General features: G+C 71.9%; 16 protein-coding genes and 2 pseudogenes. 13 read left to right on the top strand and 5 right to left on the bottom strand.

The genetic code is table 11. The annotated features are described in order from the left end of the window. The 5 genes from ABZ646_RS19120 to ABZ646_RS19140 form a co-directional block, all read left to right on the top strand. Window positions 1-591, top strand: a 591-nt coding sequence (locus ABZ646_RS19120; protein WP_360519987.1) for a dihydrofolate reductase family protein, incomplete at its 5' end; no start/stop codon positions are given. A gap of 155 nt (window positions 592-746) precedes the next feature. Beyond that, window positions 747-1,220: an indole-3-glycerol phosphate synthase gene (locus ABZ646_RS19125; RefSeq protein WP_360519989.1), complete on the top strand. Its 474-nt coding sequence runs from the start codon at window positions 747-749 to the stop codon at window positions 1,218-1,220. A gap of 142 nt (window positions 1,221-1,362) precedes the next feature. After that, window positions 1,363-2,751, top strand: a complete 1,389-nt coding sequence (gene murC / locus ABZ646_RS19130) for a UDP-N-acetylmuramate--L-alanine ligase (RefSeq protein ID WP_360519991.1) — start codon at window positions 1,363-1,365, stop codon at window positions 2,749-2,751. A gap of 13 nt (window positions 2,752-2,764) precedes the next feature. Then, window positions 2,765-3,172, top strand: a complete 408-nt coding sequence (gene msrB, locus ABZ646_RS19135; protein ID WP_360519993.1) for a peptide-methionine (R)-S-oxide reductase MsrB — start codon at window positions 2,765-2,767, stop codon at window positions 3,170-3,172. A 226-nt stretch (window positions 3,173-3,398) separates the two neighbouring features. After that, entirely contained in the window at window positions 3,399-5,003 is a 1,605-nt protein-coding gene (locus tag ABZ646_RS19140) for an MFS transporter (RefSeq protein ID WP_360519995.1), read from the top strand. Window positions 5,004-5,252: 249 nt separating this feature from the next. Here the strand turns inward: ABZ646_RS19140 and ABZ646_RS19145 are convergent, their stop codons facing one another. Next, window positions 5,253-6,788 (bottom strand): HAMP domain-containing sensor histidine kinase, encoded by a 1,536-nt coding sequence (locus ABZ646_RS19145; RefSeq protein WP_360519997.1) that lies wholly within the window; start codon window positions 6,786-6,788, stop codon window positions 5,253-5,255. Further along, the gene (locus ABZ646_RS19150) at window positions 6,785-7,480 is read right to left on the bottom strand and encodes a response regulator transcription factor (protein ID WP_360519999.1); all 696 of its coding nucleotides are present in this window, start codon (window positions 7,478-7,480) and stop codon (window positions 6,785-6,787) included. Before ABZ646_RS19150 ends, ABZ646_RS19145 begins: the two co-directional genes overlap by 4 nt. 152 nt (window positions 7,481-7,632) lie before the next feature. On the opposite strand from ABZ646_RS19150, the gene ABZ646_RS19155 reads away from it, so the two are divergent. Genes ABZ646_RS19155 through ABZ646_RS19165 form a run of 3 tightly spaced genes read left to right on the top strand, consistent with a single transcriptional unit; the run spans window position 7,633 to window position 10,143 of the window. Then, window positions 7,633-8,970 carry a ferredoxin reductase family protein gene (locus ABZ646_RS19155; protein WP_360520001.1) on the top strand — a complete coding sequence of 446 codons (1,338 nt, stop codon included), beginning with the start codon at window positions 7,633-7,635 and terminating at the stop codon, window positions 8,968-8,970. Window positions 8,971-8,980: 10 nt separating this feature from the next. Beyond that, entirely contained in the window at window positions 8,981-9,418 is a 438-nt protein-coding gene (locus ABZ646_RS19160; protein WP_360520003.1) for an FMN-binding protein, read from the top strand. Window positions 9,419-9,420: 2 nt separating this feature from the next. Continuing rightward, a complete protein-coding gene (locus tag ABZ646_RS19165) occupies window positions 9,421-10,143 on the top strand; it encodes an FAD:protein FMN transferase (RefSeq protein WP_360520005.1) in 723 nt (240 codons plus the stop codon). A gap of 60 nt (window positions 10,144-10,203) precedes the next feature. On the opposite strand, the gene ABZ646_RS19170 is transcribed toward ABZ646_RS19165, so the two are convergent. Next, window positions 10,204-11,631, bottom strand: a complete 1,428-nt coding sequence (locus ABZ646_RS19170; protein ID WP_360520007.1) for a hypothetical protein — start codon at window positions 11,629-11,631, stop codon at window positions 10,204-10,206. Window positions 11,632-11,737: 106 nt separating this feature from the next. After that, a pseudogene (locus ABZ646_RS19175) lies at window positions 11,738-12,172 on the bottom strand (hypothetical protein); the annotation flags it as partial. 583 nt (window positions 12,173-12,755) lie between these two features. On the opposite strand from ABZ646_RS19175, the gene ABZ646_RS19180 reads away from it, so the two are divergent. Next, the gene (locus ABZ646_RS19180) at window positions 12,756-13,502 is read left to right on the top strand and encodes a zeta toxin family protein (RefSeq protein ID WP_360520009.1); all 747 of its coding nucleotides are present in this window, start codon (window positions 12,756-12,758) and stop codon (window positions 13,500-13,502) included. Here ABZ646_RS19180 and ABZ646_RS19185 read toward each other — a convergent pair. Further along, window positions 13,495-13,836, bottom strand: a complete 342-nt coding sequence (locus ABZ646_RS19185) for a hypothetical protein (RefSeq protein ID WP_360520011.1) — start codon at window positions 13,834-13,836, stop codon at window positions 13,495-13,497. The genes ABZ646_RS19180 and ABZ646_RS19185 overlap by 8 nt on opposite strands. A gap of 304 nt (window positions 13,837-14,140) precedes the next feature. On the opposite strand from ABZ646_RS19185, the gene ABZ646_RS19190 reads away from it, so the two are divergent. The 4 genes and pseudogenes from ABZ646_RS19190 to ABZ646_RS19205 form a co-directional block, all read left to right on the top strand. Further along, window positions 14,141-16,789, top strand: coding sequence for an ATP/GTP-binding protein (locus ABZ646_RS19190; RefSeq protein WP_360520013.1), 2,649 nt, complete (start codon window positions 14,141-14,143; stop codon window positions 16,787-16,789). 153 nt (window positions 16,790-16,942) lie between these two features. After that, window positions 16,943-18,073, top strand: a complete 1,131-nt coding sequence (locus ABZ646_RS19195; RefSeq protein WP_360520015.1) for an ABC transporter ATP-binding protein — start codon at window positions 16,943-16,945, stop codon at window positions 18,071-18,073. Then, window positions 18,070-18,720 carry an ABC transporter permease gene (locus tag ABZ646_RS19200; protein WP_360520017.1) on the top strand — a complete coding sequence of 217 codons (651 nt, stop codon included), beginning with the start codon at window positions 18,070-18,072 and terminating at the stop codon, window positions 18,718-18,720. Before ABZ646_RS19195 ends, ABZ646_RS19200 begins: the two co-directional genes overlap by 4 nt. Continuing rightward, window positions 18,717-19,018 (top strand): annotated as a pseudogene (locus ABZ646_RS19205) (ABC transporter permease); the annotation flags it as partial. The gene ABZ646_RS19200 and the pseudogene ABZ646_RS19205, both read left to right, overlap by 4 nt.

Consider the following 19,018-nt stretch of genomic DNA (forward strand, 5'->3'; position numbering starts at 1 on the left):
ATCTCCGGGGCGGCCGACATGCGGATCTTCGGCACCCTGCGAGGGCTCGCGGATGTCGTCGTGGTGGGTGCGGAAACGGTACGGCAGGAGGAGTACCGGCCGGTACGCGCGCGTGCGGAGTTCGCGGGGGCCCGCGCCGCGGCGGGGCAGTCGGAGGTGGCCGCGGTCGCGGTGGTCACCGCGAGCCTCGACCTCGACTTCTCGCTGCCGCTGTTCACCTCGCCCCTCGTGCCGACGCTGATCCTGACCGGCGCGGCGGCCGCCCCCGACCGCGTCGCCACCGCCGAGAAGGCCGGCGCCCGGGTGGTGACCGCCGGCGACGGCATGGGCGTCGACCCGGCCCGCGCGGTACGCGCCCTCGCCGACCTCGGCCACACCAGGCTGCTCACCGAGGGCGGCCCCCGGCTGCTGGGCCAGTTCATCGCCGCCGGGGTCCTCGACGAGCTGTGCCTGACGGTCTCCCCGATGCTCACGGCGGGCGGGGCGCAGCGGATCGCGGGAGGACCCGGTGTCGCCGTGCCCCATCGCTTCGAACTAGTGTCCCTCCTGGAAGAGGCCGGATTCCTGTTCGGCCGGTACCGCCGGTCCTGACATCGGCGGAATATTCCGCTCCGCTTAGCTTTCGACGGGCACACTGAATCCGGCAGTACCCGTGCGATCACGGGGCAGGATGGTTTCCGCAGGGGGTGGTCGGCCCCACGGAGGACAGAGGGCCGAAACAGCCCTCCGAGGAGAAGAGGCGCCAGGTGTTCACAAGCGTTCTGATGATCGAGAAGGCCCTGACGTCAGCCGACGTGGAGTTCGTCACCACCTTGCACGGGGACGAGCAGGTCGCCTTCCACGTGCTGCTCCAGCCGCGCGGCGACCAGGCGGACCGCCTGCTGCGGGCCATCGACGACATCGCGCTCGGCGAACTGGACGAGGCCGCTCGGGAGCGGGAGACCCCGGAGGGGGACGCGGCGAAGGGGCCGGCCGAGCAGGCGCTGGACGTGTCGCTGACGGCACTGCGGGGAGCGGGCAGCGCGGCGGAGGGGCGGATGGTCGAGGACCATCCGCTGGACGCGCTGCGCAAGCTGGTGGAAGAGGTGGGTGCGGACGAGGTGATCGTGCTGACCGATCCGCACTACGTGGAGGAGTTCTTCCACAGAGACTGGGCGTCCCGGGCCCGGCACAAGGTGGGGGTGCCGGTGCTGAAGCTGTTCTCGCACAGCAAGGCCTAGACGCCGTGGAGGTGTGGTGCGGGGGCGTGTGCGGGTCCGTCGTGGCTGATCGGGCAGTTCGCCGCGCCTCTATCGGGGCGCCCGCGCCTCAGCACATAGGCTAGGCAGGCTTTCGCACGTCATCGTCTCTGGGGAGAAACACATGGCACCCGGCCTTCCTGCCGCCATGGACCGACCGCACTTCATCGGCATCGGCGGCGCCGGGATGTCGGGGATCGCCAAGATCCTCGCCCAGCGCGGGGCCCGGGTGGCCGGGAGCGACGCCAAGGAGTCGGCCACCGCCGAGGCGCTGCGGGCGCTGGGTGCCACCGTGCACATCGGGCACGCGGCCGGGCACCTCGCCGACGACGCCAGCTGCGTCGTCGTGTCGTCGGCGATCCGCGAGGACAACCCGGAGCTGGCCCGCGCGGCCGAGCTCGGCATCCCGGTGGTGCACCGCTCGGACGCGCTGGCCGCCCTGATGGACGGGCTGCGCCCGATCGCGGTCGCCGGCACCCACGGCAAGACCACGACCACCTCGATGCTGGCGGTGTCGCTGAGCGAGCTGGGGCGCGAGCCGTCGTACGCCATCGGCGGCGACCTGGACGCCCCCGGCTCCAACGCCCTGCACGGCGCGGGCGAGATCTTCGTCGCCGAGGCGGACGAATCGGACCGCAGCTTCCACAAGTACGCGCCCGAGGTCGCGATCGTCCTCAACGTGGAGCTGGACCACCACGCCAACTACGCCTCGATGGACGAGATCTACGAGTCCTTCGAGACCTTCGCGGGCCGGATCGTGCCCGGCGGCACGCTGGTGATCAACGCCGACCACGAGGGCGCACGGGAGCTGACCCGGCGGTTGGCCGGCACGGTGCGGACGGTGACGTACGGCGAGGCCGCGGACGCCGACGTACGGGTGCTCTCGGTCGTACCGCAGGGCCTCAAGAGCGAGGTCACGGTCCTGCTGGACGGGTCCGAGCTGACCTTCGCGGTCTCCGTCCCCGGCCGGCACTACGCGCACAACGCGGTCGCCGCGCTCGCCGCGGGCGTGGCCCTGGGCGTCCCGGCCGCCGAGCTCGCGCCCGCCCTCGCCGCGTACACCGGGGTCAAGCGGCGCCTCCAGCTCAAGGGCGAGGCGGCCGGGGTCCAGGTGATCGACTCCTACGCCCACCACCCGACCGAGATGACCGCCGACCTGGAGGCGATGCGCGGCGCCGCCGGGGACTCCCGGATCCTGGTCGTCTTCCAGCCGCACCTGTTCTCCCGCACCCAGGAGCTGGGCAAGGAGATGGGCGGGGCGCTGGCCCTCGCGGACGCCTCGGTGGTCCTGGACATCTACCCGGCCCGTGAGGACCCGATCCCCGGCATCACCAGCGAGCTGATCATCGAGGCGGCGCGGGCCGCGGGCGCCGACGTCACCGCGGTGCACGACAGGGACGAGGTCCCCGCCGTGGTCGCGGGAATGTCCAAGCCCGGTGATCTGGTTCTCACCATGGGCGCGGGCGACGTGACCGACCTGGGCCCGAGGATCCTGGAACGCCTGGCGAAGTGAGGGGCTGAGAGTCATGTCGTACGACGTCGAGAAGCCGGACGAGCAGTGGCGCGCGGAGCTGGGGCCGGCCGAGTACGCCGTGCTGCGCCAGGCCGCCACCGAACCTGCCTTCACCGGTGAGTACACCGACACCAAGGCCAAGGGCGTGTACTCCTGTCGCGCCTGCGGTGCCGAACTCTTCACCTCCGCCACGAAGTTCGAGTCCCACTGCGGCTGGCCGTCCTTCTACGACCCGAAGGACACCGACGCGGTCGAACTGATCGAGGACCGTTCGCACGGCATGGTCCGCACCGAGGTGCGCTGCGCCCGCTGCGGCTCCCACCTCGGCCACGTCTTCGAGGGCGAGGGCTACGCCACCCCGACCGACCAGCGGTACTGCATCAACTCGATCTCGCTGCGGCTGACCGCCGACGAGAGCTGACGCCGCCGCCCCTTCCGCTCGTCCGCACCCCGCCGCCCTCCAGGGCGGCGGGGTGTTCTCGTGTGCCGAGCAGAACGGCGGTGTGCCGTCGATCGACATTGTGCAGTCTATTGACCGACGTGAAAAAACTGCCCTACATTCATCGCGTTCCAGGCGACGCCGCCCCGCGTGTCCGACGCGTCCTCGCGCCCGCCGCATCCCCCGCACCGCTCGAAGGGGAGTACCCGTGCCCACTGAAACGCGTTCGCAATCCGACCCCGCGACCCTGCGCGGACCGTCCGGCCCGCTGCCCGTCGGCACCCTCGTCGCCGGCTGCTTCGCGGTCTGCCTGGCCCAGATCGCCCTCGCCATGCCGGCCACCCTGAACGGACTGTTCCAGGAGGACCTGCACCCCGTCGGTTCCCAGCTGACCTGGATCTCGGACGCGTTCCTGCTGCCCGTGACGGTGCTGGAGCTGACCTTCGGCGTCCTCGGCGACCTCTTCGGACGCAAGCGGCTGCTGGTCGGCGGCGGCGCGCTGCTCGTCGTCGGCGAGGCACTGGCCGCCGCGAGCACCGGCATCCACATGCTCTGGGTGGGCCAGGCCATCGCCGGCCTCGGCGCGGCCGCGCTGTTCCCGACCTCGCTCGCCGTGATCGCCGCCGGCACCCACACCGCCCGGGACCGCGCCCGTACGATCACGGTCTGGGCCGCGGCCCTGTCCAGCGGCGGATTCATCGCCCCCGTCCTCGGCGGCATCACCGGCAACTACGGCTCCTGGCGCTGGGCCTTCGTCGTCGTCACCGGGCTCGCCCTGGTCAGTACCCTGCTCAGCGGGCTGCTGGCGCAGAACTCCAGCGCTCCCGAGGGCCGCTCCCTCGACCTCGCGGGCCAGCTCACCATCGGCATCGGCATGTTCGCCCTGCTGTACGCGGTGATCCAGGGCCCCTCCGACGGCTGGACCGCGACCCCGGTGGTGATCGCCTACGTGGTCGCGGCGGTCTTCATCGTTCTCTTCCTCGTCGCCGAGAGCCGGGCCGCCGCGCCGCTGCTGCGTCTCGACCTGTTCCGCAACCGGGCCTTCGCGGTCGCCTCGTTCGTCGCCGTCGTCGGCATGTTCAGCTACCTCGGGACGGCCTACGCGACCAGCATCCGGCTCGGGCCGATCCAGCACCAGAGCCCGCTGCGCGGCTCGTTCGCGTTCATCCTGCTCAACGCGTGGACGCTGCTGTTGCTGCCGCTGATCTCCCGGCTCCTGGAGAAGGTCAGCGCGCGCTGGGTGCTGGGGGCGGGGCTCGCGCTGATGGCGGCCGGGGACTTCGTCGCCGCCACCCTCTCGGTCCACGACCGCGCGCTGACCTCGCTGATCCTGCCCATCGGTCTGGTCGGCATCGGCTTCGCGCTCACGGTCTCCTCCATCACCGCGACCGCCGTCAACACGGTCGAGGTCCACTACGCGGGCATGGCCAGCGCGTCGACCAGTCTGCTGCGGGACTTCGGGTTCACCCTCGGCCCGGCCGTCATCGGCGCGATCGCCCTGAGCCGCGCCGCCGACGAGTTCACCCGCAAGCTCGCCGGGTCCGGCCTCGGCGACCAGGTCAAGGCTGCGGCGGGACAGGTCGCGGCCGAGGGCGGACCGCTCGCCGTCAACTCCGTACCCGCGTCCTCCCCGCCCGGCGGCGCGGCCCCCATCGCCCTGGACGCCCTCGGAAACGGCTACGCCGTCGGGTACGTCGTCTGCGGCATCGCGGCCCTGGTCTGCTGCCTCCTCAGCGTGGTCGCCCTGCGGGGCAAGGCCGAGGAGACGGCCCTGGTGGGCATCGCGGCGGAGGAGACGACCGCGGAGATCTGAGGCAGGCCCGGGCCCGGCCCACGAAGACCTCCGGTGCGGAGGTGACTCCCGGCGACGGCGGGGTCCGGCAGCCTGGAGTCCGCCGCGCCGCCTGGCACCTTCAGTCCGTGACCTGGTGGCACTCACGGCCGACGCGCGGTCGGTCGTCCACTGCGGCAGGCCCGAGCCCGCCGACGAGCGCGGCAAGGACTACTGGGAAGCGGGCCGGCGGCCTTCGTGGCCCGCATGACCGTCGCACCGGCAGCGGGACTACGCCGGGGCTTGGGAACCTGTCGGCTTCCGCGGCGCCGCCCCCGGCGCCGAGGTCCCTTCCGGCTCGGCTCCTCGCGGCTCGGCGGTCGGTGGCGGGGCGAGCGGGAGCGTCAGGGTGAACACCGTCGTCCGCTCCCGCTCCTCGTCCAGCGTGATCGTCCCCCCGTGGGCCTCCACCAGCGCGCGCGCCACCGACAGCCCCAGCCCACTGCCGCCGCGGTCGCGGCTGCGCGCCTTGTCGACACGGTAGAAACGGTCGAAGACCCGGGCGCGGTCGGCGGGCGGGATACCGGGGCCCCGGTCGGTGACGCGTACCGACACCGAGCCGGCGGCGACCTCGACCGTCACGGACACCGGGGTCCCGCCGGGCGTGTGGACGGCCGCGTTGGTGAGCAGGTTGTCCAGCACCTGGCGGATCCGGACCGGGTCGATGCGCAGCGGGACCGCGTGGGGGCCCGCGGTCACCGTCAGGGGACGGTCGGCGCGGGCCGCGCGGAAGGCGTCGGCGGCCTCCCGGACCAGCTCCGCCAGATCGGTGTCCTCCAGCCGCAGCGGGGTCTCCACCTCGGCGGCGTCCAGGCGTGCGAGGAGCAGCAGGTCGTCGAGGAGGACACCCATCCGGGCCGCCTCGGCGCGCAGCCGGGCCAGGTGCCTGTTCCGTTCCTCGGGCTGGTTGGCGGCCGCGTACTGGAAGAGGTCCGCGTAGCCGCGCACCGACATCAGCGGGGTGCGCAGCTCGTGCGAGGCGTCCGCGACGAAGCGGCGCAGCCGCTGCTCGGCCTCGGCGCGCACGGCGAGCGAGCGGTCGATGTGTTCGAGCATCGTGTTGAACGCGGTGCGCAGTTCCTCGACCTCCGGCCCGCCGCCCCGCCTGGCCGCGCGCAGCGGCAGCCGGGCCGCCGACTCCGTCAGGTTGTGCGAGGCGATGCCGTGCGCGGTGTGCGCCATGTCGCTCAGCGGTTCCAGGCCGCTGCGCAGCAGCCGGCGGCCGAACACCACCAGCGCCAGCAGGGCCAGCCCGAAGGCGACGACCTGGACCGTGACCAGCTGCCGTACCGTGTCGTCGATGCTGTCCATCGGGGCGCCGCTGACCAGCACCACCCCCGGCTCCACCGCGCAGCCGCGCAGCCGGTACTCGCCCTCCCCGGCCAGGTCCTCGGTGCGCAGCACCTCGGTGCCCGCGGCGATCTGCGCCTTCGCGACGGAGGTGAGATCGGCGATGTCCGCGGGCAGGTCACCCGCCTCCTCGGGCTTGCGCAGCACCGGGGTGCCGTTCGAGACGTCGTACACGGCGTAGTACCAGCGGTAGTACTTCTTGCCCTGGAGGGAGCCGTTCTGCTCGATGCTCTTGGACTGGGCGGTCTGGGCGAGCCCCAGCTGGTCGTCGAGCTGGGCCGACAGGTAGTCCCGCATGTAGGTGGTCAGGGCCGTGCCGACGACCGCGAACACCACCAGGGCCAGCGCGCCGAGCCCGAGCGCCAGCCGGGTGCCGAGGCGGGTGCTCCGGTACGACCGCAGCAGCCGGCCGATCACTCCGCCGCCTGCTGCCGTATGACGTACCCGAATCCGCGCACGGTGTGGATCAGGTGCTCCCCGCCCGCCTCGTCCATCTTGCGGCGCAGCCTGCTGACGACCAGCTCCACCACGTTCGAACGGCCGCCGAAGCCGTACTCCCACACGTGGTCGAGGATCTGCGCCTTGGTCAGGACCGTCGGCGACTTGCGCATCAGGTAGCGCAGCACCTCGAACTCGGTGGGGGTCAGTGAGAGCAGCCGGTCGCCGCGGCGGACCTCGCGGGTGTCCTCGTCCATCGTCAGATCGGCGATCCGGAGCACCGAACGCTGGAAACCGGGCCCGGCGCTGCGCCGCAGCACGGTCCGCAGCCGGGCCATCAGCTCCTCCACCGCGAACGGCTTGACCAGGTAGTCGTCCCCGCCCCGAGTCAGCCCCGCGACCCGGTCGGCGACCCCGTCGCGGGCCGTGAGGAACACCACCGGCACCATCGTCCCGGAGCGCCGCAGCCGGTCGAGCACCCCGAAGCCGTCGAGGTCGGGCAGCATCAGGTCGAGCACGACGATGTCCGGCCGGAACTCGGCGGCCCTGACCAGCGCGGCCTCACCGGTGTACGCGGTGACCGCGTCCCAGCCCTCGTACCGCGCGACCGTCGCGACCAGGTCGGCGATCGGCGGGTCGTCGTCCACGACGAGGAGTCGTACTTTTTCCACCCGCTCATACTGCGGTACGCGGCCTCGGACGCCAGAGCCGAGCCCACACGGAGAACACATCGATAACCAGTTGAAAGCGGCCCGACAGGAAAACGACAGCAGGCGCGGGGGAAGCTCGACTCCCAGGACCCCGATCGAGGAGCTGCCGACCCGTGACGACCGTCCAATCACCCCCTGCGCCCCCCACGGCGATACGCCCCAGGGTGGTGGCCCGCACGGGCCTGTACGCCGTGCTCGCCGTGAACGCGGCCGTGGTCGCCTACTTCTTCGCCCAGGCCGGCTTCGCCTCCAACGCCCTGATCGTCATCGGCCGTCTCTTCGGTCTGTACGGCGCCCTCGTCATGGCCTTCCAGCTGGTGCTGGTGGCCCGGCTGCCCTGGCTGGACCGCCGGATCGGCATGGACCGGCTGACGTCCTGGCACCGCTGGACCGGCTTCGCCCTGCTCTGGACGCTGCTCGCGCACGCCGTCTTCATCAGCTTCGGCTACGCCGACGGCGCGGGCGTCGGCCCGGTCACCGAACTCGTCGACCTCGCCCGGACCACGGAAGGCGTGCTCCGGGCGGTCGTCGCACTCGGCATCATCCTCGTCGTGGGCGCCGTCTCGGCCCGCTACGCCCGCCGCCGGCTCGCCTACGAGACCTGGCACTTCATCCACCTGTACACGTACGTGGCCGTGGTGCTCGCCTTCAGCCACCAGGTCGCGGTCGGTACGACCTTCACGGCGTCGTCCGCCGCGAAGGCGTACTGGTACGCCGTGTGGGGCGTGGCGCTCGGCGCGGTGGCCCTCGGTCGTCTCGTCCTCCCCCTGTGGCGCAACCACCGCCACCAGTTCCGGGTCGCCGCGGTCGTCCCGGAGTCGGACAACGTCGTCTCGGTCCACGTCACCGGCCGCGACCTCGACAAGCTGGGCGCGCGGGCCGGCCAGTTCTTCCTGTGGCGCTTCCTCACCAAGGACCGCTGGTGGCAGGCCAACCCCTTCTCCCTCTCCGCCGCACCCGACGGCCGCACCCTGCGCCTGACCGCGAAGGCCGCCGGTGACGGCAGCGCCGCCCTGCGGCACCTGAAGGTCGGCACGCGTGTCTTCGCCGAGGGCCCGTACGGCGCGTTCACCACCCTGCACCGTCAGAAGACCGAGTCCCTGCTCATCGCGGGCGGTGTCGGCGTGACCCCCATCCGCGCCCTCCTGGAGGACCTCGAAGGCCACGCGGTCGTCATCTACCGCGTCGGCAGCGACCGGGACGCCGTCCTCTACGACGAACTCCGCGACCTCGCCGTCGCCAGGGGCGCCGAACTCCACCTGGTCACCGGCCCGCCGGTGCCCGACCGGCTGGCCGCACGCGAACTGGCCCGGCTGGTGCCCGACATCGCCGACCGGGACGTCTTCCTGTGCGGGCCGCCCCCGATGATGAACGCGGTGCTGCGCAGCCTGGGAGACCTGGGTGTGCCCAAGCCGCAGATCCACTTCGAACGTTTCAGCCTGGCGGGATGAGAGAGACACCGTGAAACGAGCCATACCCGTCGTCGCCCTGAGCATCGCCGGCCTGATCCCCGTCTGGCGCTACGAGCCGTCGATCGGCGGTACGACGACCTCCAGCGCGGCCGACGCCCCCGCCCCGACCGCTGCCGAGCCGACTCCCTCGGCCTCCTCGGGTACGGCCGGTTCCGGTACGGCCGGTTCCGGTACCGTCGTCAAGGGCACGACGGTCAGCACCGACAAGGGCCCCGTCCAGGTCCAGGTGACCTTCGCCGGTGACAGGATCACCGCGGTCAGGATGCTCCAGCAGCCGAACCACCCGCAGACGACGGCCGCGGTGCCGGTGCTGATCTCGGAGACGCTGAAGGCGCAGAGCGCCGACATCGACACCGTCTCCGGTGCGACGATCACCAGTGACGGCTACAAGGAGTCCCTCCAGGCAGCGATCGACGCGAAGGGCTGATCATGCGCCGGGTCGAACACGTCATGGGCTTCCCGGTGTCCCTGCGCGTCGACGACGAGGGGGACTTCGCGGCAGCCGCGGACGCGGCCTTCGACTGGCTGCGCGAGGTCGACGAGCGGTTCAGCCCGTTCAGGCCGGACAGCGAGGTCTGCCGGCTCGACCGGGGAGAACTCGCCGAGGAGGCGGTGTCCCCGGATCTCGCCGAGGTGCTCGCGCTGTGCGAGGACTACCGGCTGGCGACCGGCGGCGCGTTCGACGTACGGCTGCCGGGACGGCGCCTCGACCCGTGCGCGGTGGTCAAGGGCTGGTCGGTGCAGCGCGCGGCGGAGCTGCTGTCGGCGGCCGGGGCACGGCGGTTCGTGCTGAACGCCGGGGGAGACGTGGTCGCCTCCGGCGGGCCCTGGCGGGTGGGGGTGCGGCATCCCGACCAGGCCGACCAGCTGTGCACGGTCCTGGAGCTGACCGACCGCGCGGTCGCCACCTCCGCCCGCTACGAGCGAGGCGACCACATCCTGGACGGCCGCACCGGGCGCCCGGCGACCGGCCTGCTCAGCGTCACGGTCGTCGCCCCGACCCTGACGGAGGCCGACTCCGTGGCGACGGCCGCCTTCGCGCTGGGCGAGGAGGGCGCCGCGTGGGCGGCCGCGCGTCCGGGCTGCGAGGTGTTCGTGGTGGACGCGGAGCGGGCCGTGCTGCGGACGGCGGGCCTGCCGGTCGCGGCCTGAGTGCCGGAACGCGCGGGAGGGCGGGTCGCTCCCGGCGGCCCGCCCTCCCCCGCAGCGGTCTCAGCTCACGTCGGACGCGTCCAGGCGGTACAGGCCGCTGTAGGCGCTCACGGCCGTGCCGTGCTTCTGCACCCAGGCAGCGATCTCCGAGTCGGTGCCCCGACCGCCGGTGCTGCTGACCACGACGTAGTGCAGCTTCCCGGCCTTCACCAGGCTCTTGAGCCTGGCGAGGGTCATCACGTCGTCGCTGCCGGACCACCCGCCCATGGAGATGACGGGCTGACCCGACTCCAGGATGACCGAGGAGGCCGTCTGGTCGGTGGCCACCGCCACCAGCCAGGTGGCGCCGTCCTGGTGCTTCTCCAGGTACGTGATCATCGCGGAGCCGACCTGGGAGTCACCGCCCCTGCCACCGCCGGTGCGGGCTCGGCTGTTCTGCGCCGCGGACGAACTCCCTTCACTTGCGGAGGAGCCCGTGCCGGAGCCGCTCGGGGCGTTCCCGCTCGGCGCGCTGCCGCTCTCGGCCCCGCTCGGCGCGCCGCCGTCCGGGCGCCCGCCTCCCATACCGCCGCCACCGCCCATGCCGCCCCCGGTCTCGGGTCCGGCCGTCGGGTTGGTGCCGTTGGTGCTCGCGGTGGTGGCCGTCGAGACGGAGTAGGCGGCGGGCCCGGTCAGCAGGGCGACGACCGCCGCGACCGCCGCGAGGCCGATCAGCTTCCTCCGCTTCATGAAACGTCCGACCAGCAGCCCGGTCACCGCGACCGCACCGGCCAGGGCGACGACCGCCTCGGCGACCGCGTACACCGTGCCGGAGCCGGAGACCCGCTGGAGCAGCACGACCGCCCAGACGGTGCTCGCGCCGACGGCGGCCGGGAGCACCCAGCCCCACCTCGCCGCCCGGCCCTCCCGGAAGGCCTGGTGCAGCATGACCCCGCCCGCGCCGGCCAGGGCGGCGATCCCCGGCGCCATGGCGGTGACGTAGTACGGGTGGAAGGTGCCCTCGGCGAGGGAGAAGGTCAGGAAGTGCAGGACGAACCAGCCGCCCCACAGCAGCAGCGCGGCCCGCCTGGCGTCGGTGCGCGGCGCCCGGCCGCACAGGACCAGACCGGCGGCGAGGGCGATCGCGGCGAACGGGATCAGCCAGGAGACCTGGCCGCCCATGATGTCGTTGAACATCCGGTACAGGCCCGAACTGCCGCCGAAACCGGCACCGTTGCCGGCCGAACCCACCGCGGAGCTCGCCCCGAAGATCCGGCCGAAGCCGTTGTAGCCGATGACCAGGTCCCACACGGTGTTGTCGGTGGAGCCGCCGATGTAGGGCCGTGAGGAGGCCGGGATCAGGTCGACGACCACCATCCACCAGGCGCTGCTGACCACCAACGCGGCCGTGGCGACGGCGAGGTTGCGCACGCGCCTGCCCAACGACAGGTCCGTGGCCCACAGGTAGACCACGAAGAACGCCGGCAGCACGACGTACGCCTGCATCATCTTGGTGTTGAAGGCGAAGCCGATCGCGACCGCCGACCAGACGAGGGGCGGCGATCGTGCCGGCGACGATCCCGAAGTCCCGCTTCACCAGCCGGTACAGCAGTGCGACCGAGCCGACCGCGACCGTGACCATCGGCAGCGTCAACTGCCAGGTGCCGTAACCGAGGACACGGGCGGACAGGCCCATCACCCACAGGGCGAAGGGAGGTTTGTCGACGGTGATGAAGCTGCCCGCGTCCAGGGCGCCGAAGAAGAACGCCTTCCAGCTCCTGGTGCCGGAGTAGACCGCCGCGTTGTAGAAGGTGTTGCCGGTGACGGAGGAGAGGTTCCAGGCGTACAGGGCGGTGGCCAGGAGCAGGATCGCCCACAGCACCGGGCGGGCCCAGCGCGGGTCCCCGGGGGCGCCCGTGAGGAGCCTTGCGGCGCGCGAGACCGGCGGGGCGGCGGCCCGGCGCCGGCCTTCCTGGGCCGGGGCGGGCGGCGGGACGAGGGCCGTCATGACGCGTACTCCAGGGGCTCGGCGGTTCGTGACCACGACCATCGAGGCCCTGTCTGGGGCGGTCCTGAGGCCGGACTGAGCGAAGCATGAGAATCAGGGAACTCACAGGTCGTGCACAGGCGCCGACGGGGTCGGGCCCAGGGTCCGGCCCGAGCCCCGGCGCGGTCGGCCGCACAGCGGTGGCTGAAACACCCTCAATTCACAGGTGGCCGGAATTCTTTCGCCCGTACGGATGACGGGGGACCGGGTGGTCGGTATGCGGCGGGCTTCCGACGGCCATTGCGTACGGGATGGATCGAGCGGAAGATGTCCTGTGAGTCCGCTGAGGCTCAGGCAATGCGAGGGGTAAAACACCCTGTTGGTGCGCCTGGTTCCTGCGGTCCCTTCACCGCCCATGAGTCACAGATCGGGACGCCCCTTGTCCATTGTGCGACGCGCCGGTTTCTCTCCGCGTGATCGGAACTGCACCTGCGGTACGTGTTCGGTCTTTCGCGGTTCCAGCGGGAGCGTCCCGGTCGTCCGGGCCGGTGGATCGTCCCGCCCGGTATCCCCTCTCGGTGAACTCTCCCGGACGGACATCGAGGAGATTTTCGAACTGATTCGCGCCGACTACGAACCTGACGTCGTGCGGCAGACCGCCCCGTGCCGGCACGTCATCGTGGCGCAGCCCGGTGCGGGCAAGTCCCAGCTGATCCCCGTCGGACTGGACGGCGCGACGCGTGTCTCCGGGGACGACTTCAAGATCTACCACCCCGGTTATCTCGGGCTGCTCGCCGCCGATCCACGGACCGCCGGTGCCCGGATCCGGTCCGTCTACCAGGAGTGGCAGTGGCGGCTGGAGGCGCGCGTGCGCGCTCTGCGCGGCCACCTGGTGAGCGAGAACAGCCCGGGTCCGGTCTGCGCGTTCCTCGACGACCTCGCCGCTTTCCGGGACGACGGTTACCGCGTCGAGCTGGTGGTGCTGGCCGTACGCAGGGCGGACAGCCGGCAGGGGATCGGCCTGCGTTACGCCGACATGCTGCGGACACAGGCGGAGGTGGCCCGGTTCACCTGGGTCGGCGGGCACGACGAGTGCTTCGAGGCCGTCGCCGACGTCCTCGCGGCGGTCGAGCAGGAGTCCGCGGCCGACGCGGTGAGCGTGGTGCGCCGGGGCGGGGCGGTGCTGCACCGGGGCGTCTGCGACGCCGGGGGCCGGCTCGGCGGTGGCGCGGTCGACGCGTTGCTCGCCGAGCAACGGCGGCCCTACACCTGCGAGGAGGCGGCGGCCTTCCTCGTGAACCATGAGCGGCTGTGCCGGGAACTGCCGCAGTACCGCGAGGAGTGGGAGGAGGTCCTGGCGCTGGCCGCGCCCCTGATGTCCCTGGTCAACTGACGGGCGGACACGAGTTGGTGAGTCTGCGGAAGAGAGCGCCGTAGTCCCGGGTCACCCGCGCGATTTCCTCGGGTCCCGACCGGGCAAGCGATTTCCGCTCGGCCATGCACTTCTGCCGTTCAATCATCAATGAATTCAGGCGGGCGCTGTCGGGCTCCGGGAGCTGTCGCTCCAGATAGATGGCCCTGTTGTACCAGGCGATCACGAGGCGTACGCATTCCAGCGCCACCGCATAACCGGCGAGTTCGATTCGGGGTGACTCCCCGGTATCGGCGGGTGGTCTGTTGGGGATCTCCGGATCGGACACCGCGGTCACCTCGACGGCTCGGTCCACCCGAACTCTTTCGGTCGGGCGAAATACCCAGGGATTTCCTTCCTCGTTGCACCCACCCGACCGTCTACCCCTGCGACTGGTGATCAACCACACCGAATTCTCTCCGTGTCCTGTGATGTCGGAGCGGAGCGTGGTGAGGCCTGTGGTGTGCCCCCGTTCCGTGGTCCCACAGCTTAGGGTTCCCGGAGCGCCCGTGACACTCGTACGCGAAGGGGAACACGGAGCGTTCTTTCGGAATGGCTTGTTCCGCTACTGGGCGTCCATTCGCCCGGCGCATACGATCCTGGTATATCCGGGGGGTGTCGTGGGCGGGCGGGATCTTCGTGCGCTGTTCGGTTCGAACGATCGGGGAATCCAGGTCGAGGAGCACTTCACCAACCGTCAGGAGCAGTGGGCGGCCGTCACCACTGCCCTGGCCGAGCATGTGCGGGCCCTCGCGGCGCCCGGCTTCGACGTCGAGGACCTGGAGGCGCCCCGTGACAACGTCCTCGTCTTCCACGGCATCGGCGGCATCGGGAAGTCGACGCTGTCGCGGAAGGTGGAGGCCGCCCTCGCCCACGCGGAGCACCGGCCCGCCCAATGGGGTGAGCCCCTCCGGGTGAACGGCCGGGTCCTTCCCGTCCGGATCGATCTCGCCCGTTCGGCCGGCACGGACTTCGAACGGGTGATCCTCACCCTCCGGCTGGCCCTCGCCGAACTCGGCCGCCCGCTGCCCGCCTTCGACCTGGCGCTGCGCCGGTACTGGGACCACGTCCACCCGGGCGAGCCGCTGGAGGAGTTCCTGCGACGCGGCGGTCTCGGCCGACGCTTCGGGCAGGCCGTGCCGGACCAGATGCAGTCCGCCCTCACCGACATCGCCCAGGCCCTGCTGCTGCCCGGAACCGTCGGCGCGGTGGTGGGACAGGTCACCGGCGTCCTGATCCGCGCCCTGCGCGACCACCGCACCGCGGTACGCGCGCTCGCAGGCTGCGCACGCCTCGCCGACCTCCTGGAGGCCGAGCCCGATCTGGACGCCCTCTCCTACTACGCGCACCTGCTGGCCTGGGAGATCGCCCGGCTCCCGCCGGGCCGGGCCGTGCTGCCGGTGATCCTCCTCGACACCTTCGAGGACGTCGGCGACCGAGTCCACCGCGACCTGGAGCGGCTGCTGCAGCGGGTGGTCTGGCTGATGCCCAACGCCTTCTTCGTGATCACCGGCCGCAGCCGCCTCCAGTGGGCCGAGGAGGCCCTGCACGGCCAGCTCGACTGGACCGGACCAGCGGCCTGGCCGGGCCTCGCCGCGCCCAGCGGACCGCTGCGGGGGCCGTCCAGGCAGATCCTCGTCGGGGACTTCTCGCCCGAGGACTGCGACGACTACCTGGCCCGGCGCCTCACCCGCGACGGCCGTCCGGTCATCGCGCCGGAGGTCAGGGCGGTGATGGTCGCCCGCTCGCACGGCCTGCCGCTCCATCTCGACCTGGCCGTACAGCGCTTCCTGGCCATCCGGCGCACCGGGCGCGAACCCGTCCCGGCCGACTTCGACGTCGCCTTCCCGGCCCTGATCAGCCGGACGCTCACCGACCTCACGCCGGACGAACGGCATGTGCTGCGCTCGGTGTCGCTGCTCGACCACTTCGACGTGCCCCTGGCCTCCAGGGCCGCCGGGATGACCTACGAGGCCGCCGCCCTGCGTCTGATCGAGCGGCCGTTCGTCCTGGTGGACCCGCACGCCGTCTGGCCCTACCACCTGCACGAAGTCATCCGTTCGGCCATCCGGACGGCCGACGACCAGGCGGACGACCGCTGGTCGGCGCGGGACTGGGAACGCGCGGCGGTACGGGCGTTCGACGCCGTCGGGGAGTGCTGGGCCAGCGCTCCCGAAGGCGACCGCGGGAGGCTCGTCGACTGTCTGCGGCAGGGACTGCGCCTCGCCCGCGACTTCGGTCTCGGTCTCGGCTGGCTCGCCGACGCGGCCTGGAGCTATGTCGGTGACTCGGTATGGGAGCCGCTCGCCCCGCCCGCCCCGGCCGGGGCCCCGCCGACCGCGCTGCACACGGCGGCCGACGCCCTGGTGGAGACCCTCGGCGCACTCGCCCGCCGTCAGCACGAGCACCGGGATCGCACCGTCGCCCGGCTCACAGCGGTCGTCGACTCGGGTCTGCTGCCCACGGAGTTACGGGACATGGCCGTGTACTACCGAGCCAAGGCCGAACGGGACCTGGGCCGTTCACAGGAGTCGCGCAGCGGTATGCGGGCCGTCGCCGAGGGCGGCGGACGGCTCGCCCCTGCGGCCCGCCGGGGACTCGCCCATCTGGCCCGGCTGGCCGGGGACTTTCCGACGGCCCTGAGTGCCGCCGCCACCCTGGGCTGGGCCGGGCGCCACCACCGGGTGCTCGGTGACGTCTGGTGGGTGCAGGGCGACATGGCCCGGGCCGCCGAGGCCTACGCATCGGCCCGCGACGAGGCCGAGCGGCACGCGGTGGCCGGGGAGCGCGCCACCGCCCAGACCCAGCGGGCCTTCGTGCTGGCCTTCGCCGACCCGGCCGCCGCCGCCGACGAACTGGACCTGGCCGAGCAGTTGCTCGCCGGACTCGACCTGCGTGCCACCCGGCTCACCGCCCGCATCGCGGCCCTCGTCCGGGACGCCGGAACCCCGGGCGCCGAGGTCATCGACCGGGCCGACGTGCTGCGTGCCGAGGCCGGGGTCGCCGGCATCACCGCCGCCCGGCTCACCCTGGAACTCGCCCTCGGCTTCCACCACGCGGTCCTGGACGACCGGGCCCGGGCACAGGTGGCCGTCGCGCGGCTGCGGGAACTGAGCCCCGGCCCGGACTACGCCTACTACCCCGACCTCGTCTGCTTCATGGCGGGACTCGAACCGCCCGCATCGCCCTGCGGCAGGGCGCGCTGGGTGGACGGCGAGGACGTCACCCGGGCCCGCTGGCGCGCCCTGGCCACCATTCGGCGCGGCTGACGGCGGCCGGCAGATCACAGACTGAAGACAACCAGTCAGTCGCCAAAGTCCTGAAACACCGGCGGTCTAAACTCTCTTCGCAATGGCCTGTGCCACGGCGACCGTGGTCGAAAATCGGGCATTCTCAGCCAAACCCGAAGGGTATTCGGCGCTTTGATACGGATAGATTCAGTCACCAAGCGGTACCCGGACGGTACGGTCGCCGTCGACCGACTCTCCCTGGACATACCGGACCGCTCGATCACTGTCTTCGTCGGACCCTCGGGCTGCGGCAAGACGACGACTCTGCGCATGATCAACCGGATGGTGGAGCCCAGCGAGGGCCGCATCCTCCTCGACGGCGCCGACATCCACGCGCAGCCCGTCAACACCCTGCGCCGGTCCATGGGTTACGTCATCCAGAACGCCGGTCTCTTCCAGCACCGCACCATCATCGACAACATCGCCACCGTGCCCCGGCTGCTCGGCTGGACCAAGCAGAAGGCGCGCGCCCGGGCGGCCGAACTGATGGAGCGGGTGGGCCTGGACTCGGCGCTCGCCAAGCGCTATCCGTACCAGCTCTCCGGCGGTCAGCAGCAGCGCGTCGGCGTGGCCCGAGCGCTCGCCGCCGACCCGCCCGTGCTGCTGATGGACGAACCGTTCTCCGCCGTCGACCCCGTCGTCCGCAAGGGACTTCAGGACGAACTTCTGCGCATCCAGGACGAGTTGGGCAAGACCATCGTCTTCGTCACCCATGACATCGACGAAGCGATCAAACTCGGCACGATGGTCGCCGTGATGCGCACCGGCGGGCACCTCGCCCAGTACGCGCCCCCCGCCGAACTGCTCACCGACCCCGCCGACGCGTTCGTGGAGGACTTCCTCGGTGCCGACCGGGGCATCCGCCGGCTGTCCTTCTTCCCGTCCGCCCAACTGGAGTTGCAGCGGGGCCCCATCGTCGCGATCGACGCCGACGCCGCCCGGCTCGGCGCCCGCGCCTCGGCCGACACCCCCTACCTCCTCGTGACGGACCTGGACGGCAGGCCGCTCGGCTGGGGCGAACCGGGCGACCTCACCGCCGGCTCGATCGACCCGGCACGGCTGCTGTCGTACGGACGGCCCTTCCTGCCGGGCCGGGACTCGCTGCGCGCCGCGCTCGACGGCTCCGTGCTCTCGCCGACCGGCTGGGCCGTGGCGGTGGACGGCGAGGGACGCGCGGTCGGCGTCGTCTCCCAGCAGGTCATCGGCGCCGCGATCCGCACCGCCCACGCCGAAGGCCGCGACGACGCGAGGGTCGGGGGATGAGCGGCTTCTTCGACATCCCCAGCGACCTCCAGAACACCTACCTCGGGCTGATCGGCCTGCACCTGCGCGAGGCCCTCATCCCGGTCCTGGCCGGTCTGCTGGTGTCCCTGCCCATCGCCCAGCTCTGCGTGCGTTTCCGCTGGCTGTACCCGCCGGTGTTGGGCGTGACCACGATCCTGTACGCCATCCCCTCCCTGGCCTTCTTCGTGATCCTCATCGACTACACCGGCCAGACCGAGACCACGGTGATGATCCCGCTCGCGGTGTACAGCCTGGTGGTCCTGGTCCCGGCCATCGTGGACGGCGTCCGCTCGGTCCCGCAGGAGACCCTCGCCGCCGCCACCGCGATGGGCCTCGGCCCCGTCCGCCGCTACTTCCAGGTCCAGTTGCCGATCGCGGTTCCCGCCATCATCGCGGGCCTGCGCGTCGCCACCGTCTCCAGCATCTCCCTGGTCAGCGTCGGCATGCTGATCGGCAACCAGGGTGCCCTCGGCAACCTGCTCAACGACGCGAACACCTACCACCGTCCCGAGCTGGCGGTGAACTCCGTGGTGACGACGGCCGTGCTGGCGATCCTGGCCGACGCGCTCCTCGTCCTCGTCCGCCGTGTGCTGACGCCCTGGATGCCGAAGGAGAGCACCCGGTGAACGTCCTCAACTTCATCCACGCCTTCTTCAGCGACAGTTCGCACTGGCACGGCTACGACGGCATACCCACGCGCGTGTGGGAGCACATCCAGTACTCCCTGGAGGCGCTCGCCTACGCGGCCCTGATCGGCCTGCCCGTCGGCCTGGTCACCGGCCACTACGGCCGCGGCGGCAACACCCTCGCCCTCATCGCCACGGCCGGCCGTGCCCTGCCCAGCTTCGGCCTGCTGGTCCTGATGTTCATCTGGCTGGGCTTCGGCACGCTGCCGGTGATGATCCCGCTGGTGATCCTCGCCGT

This window comes from Streptomyces sp. NPDC007162 (assembly GCF_040634175.1).
Taxonomy (GTDB): domain Bacteria; phylum Actinomycetota; class Actinomycetes; order Streptomycetales; family Streptomycetaceae; genus Streptomyces.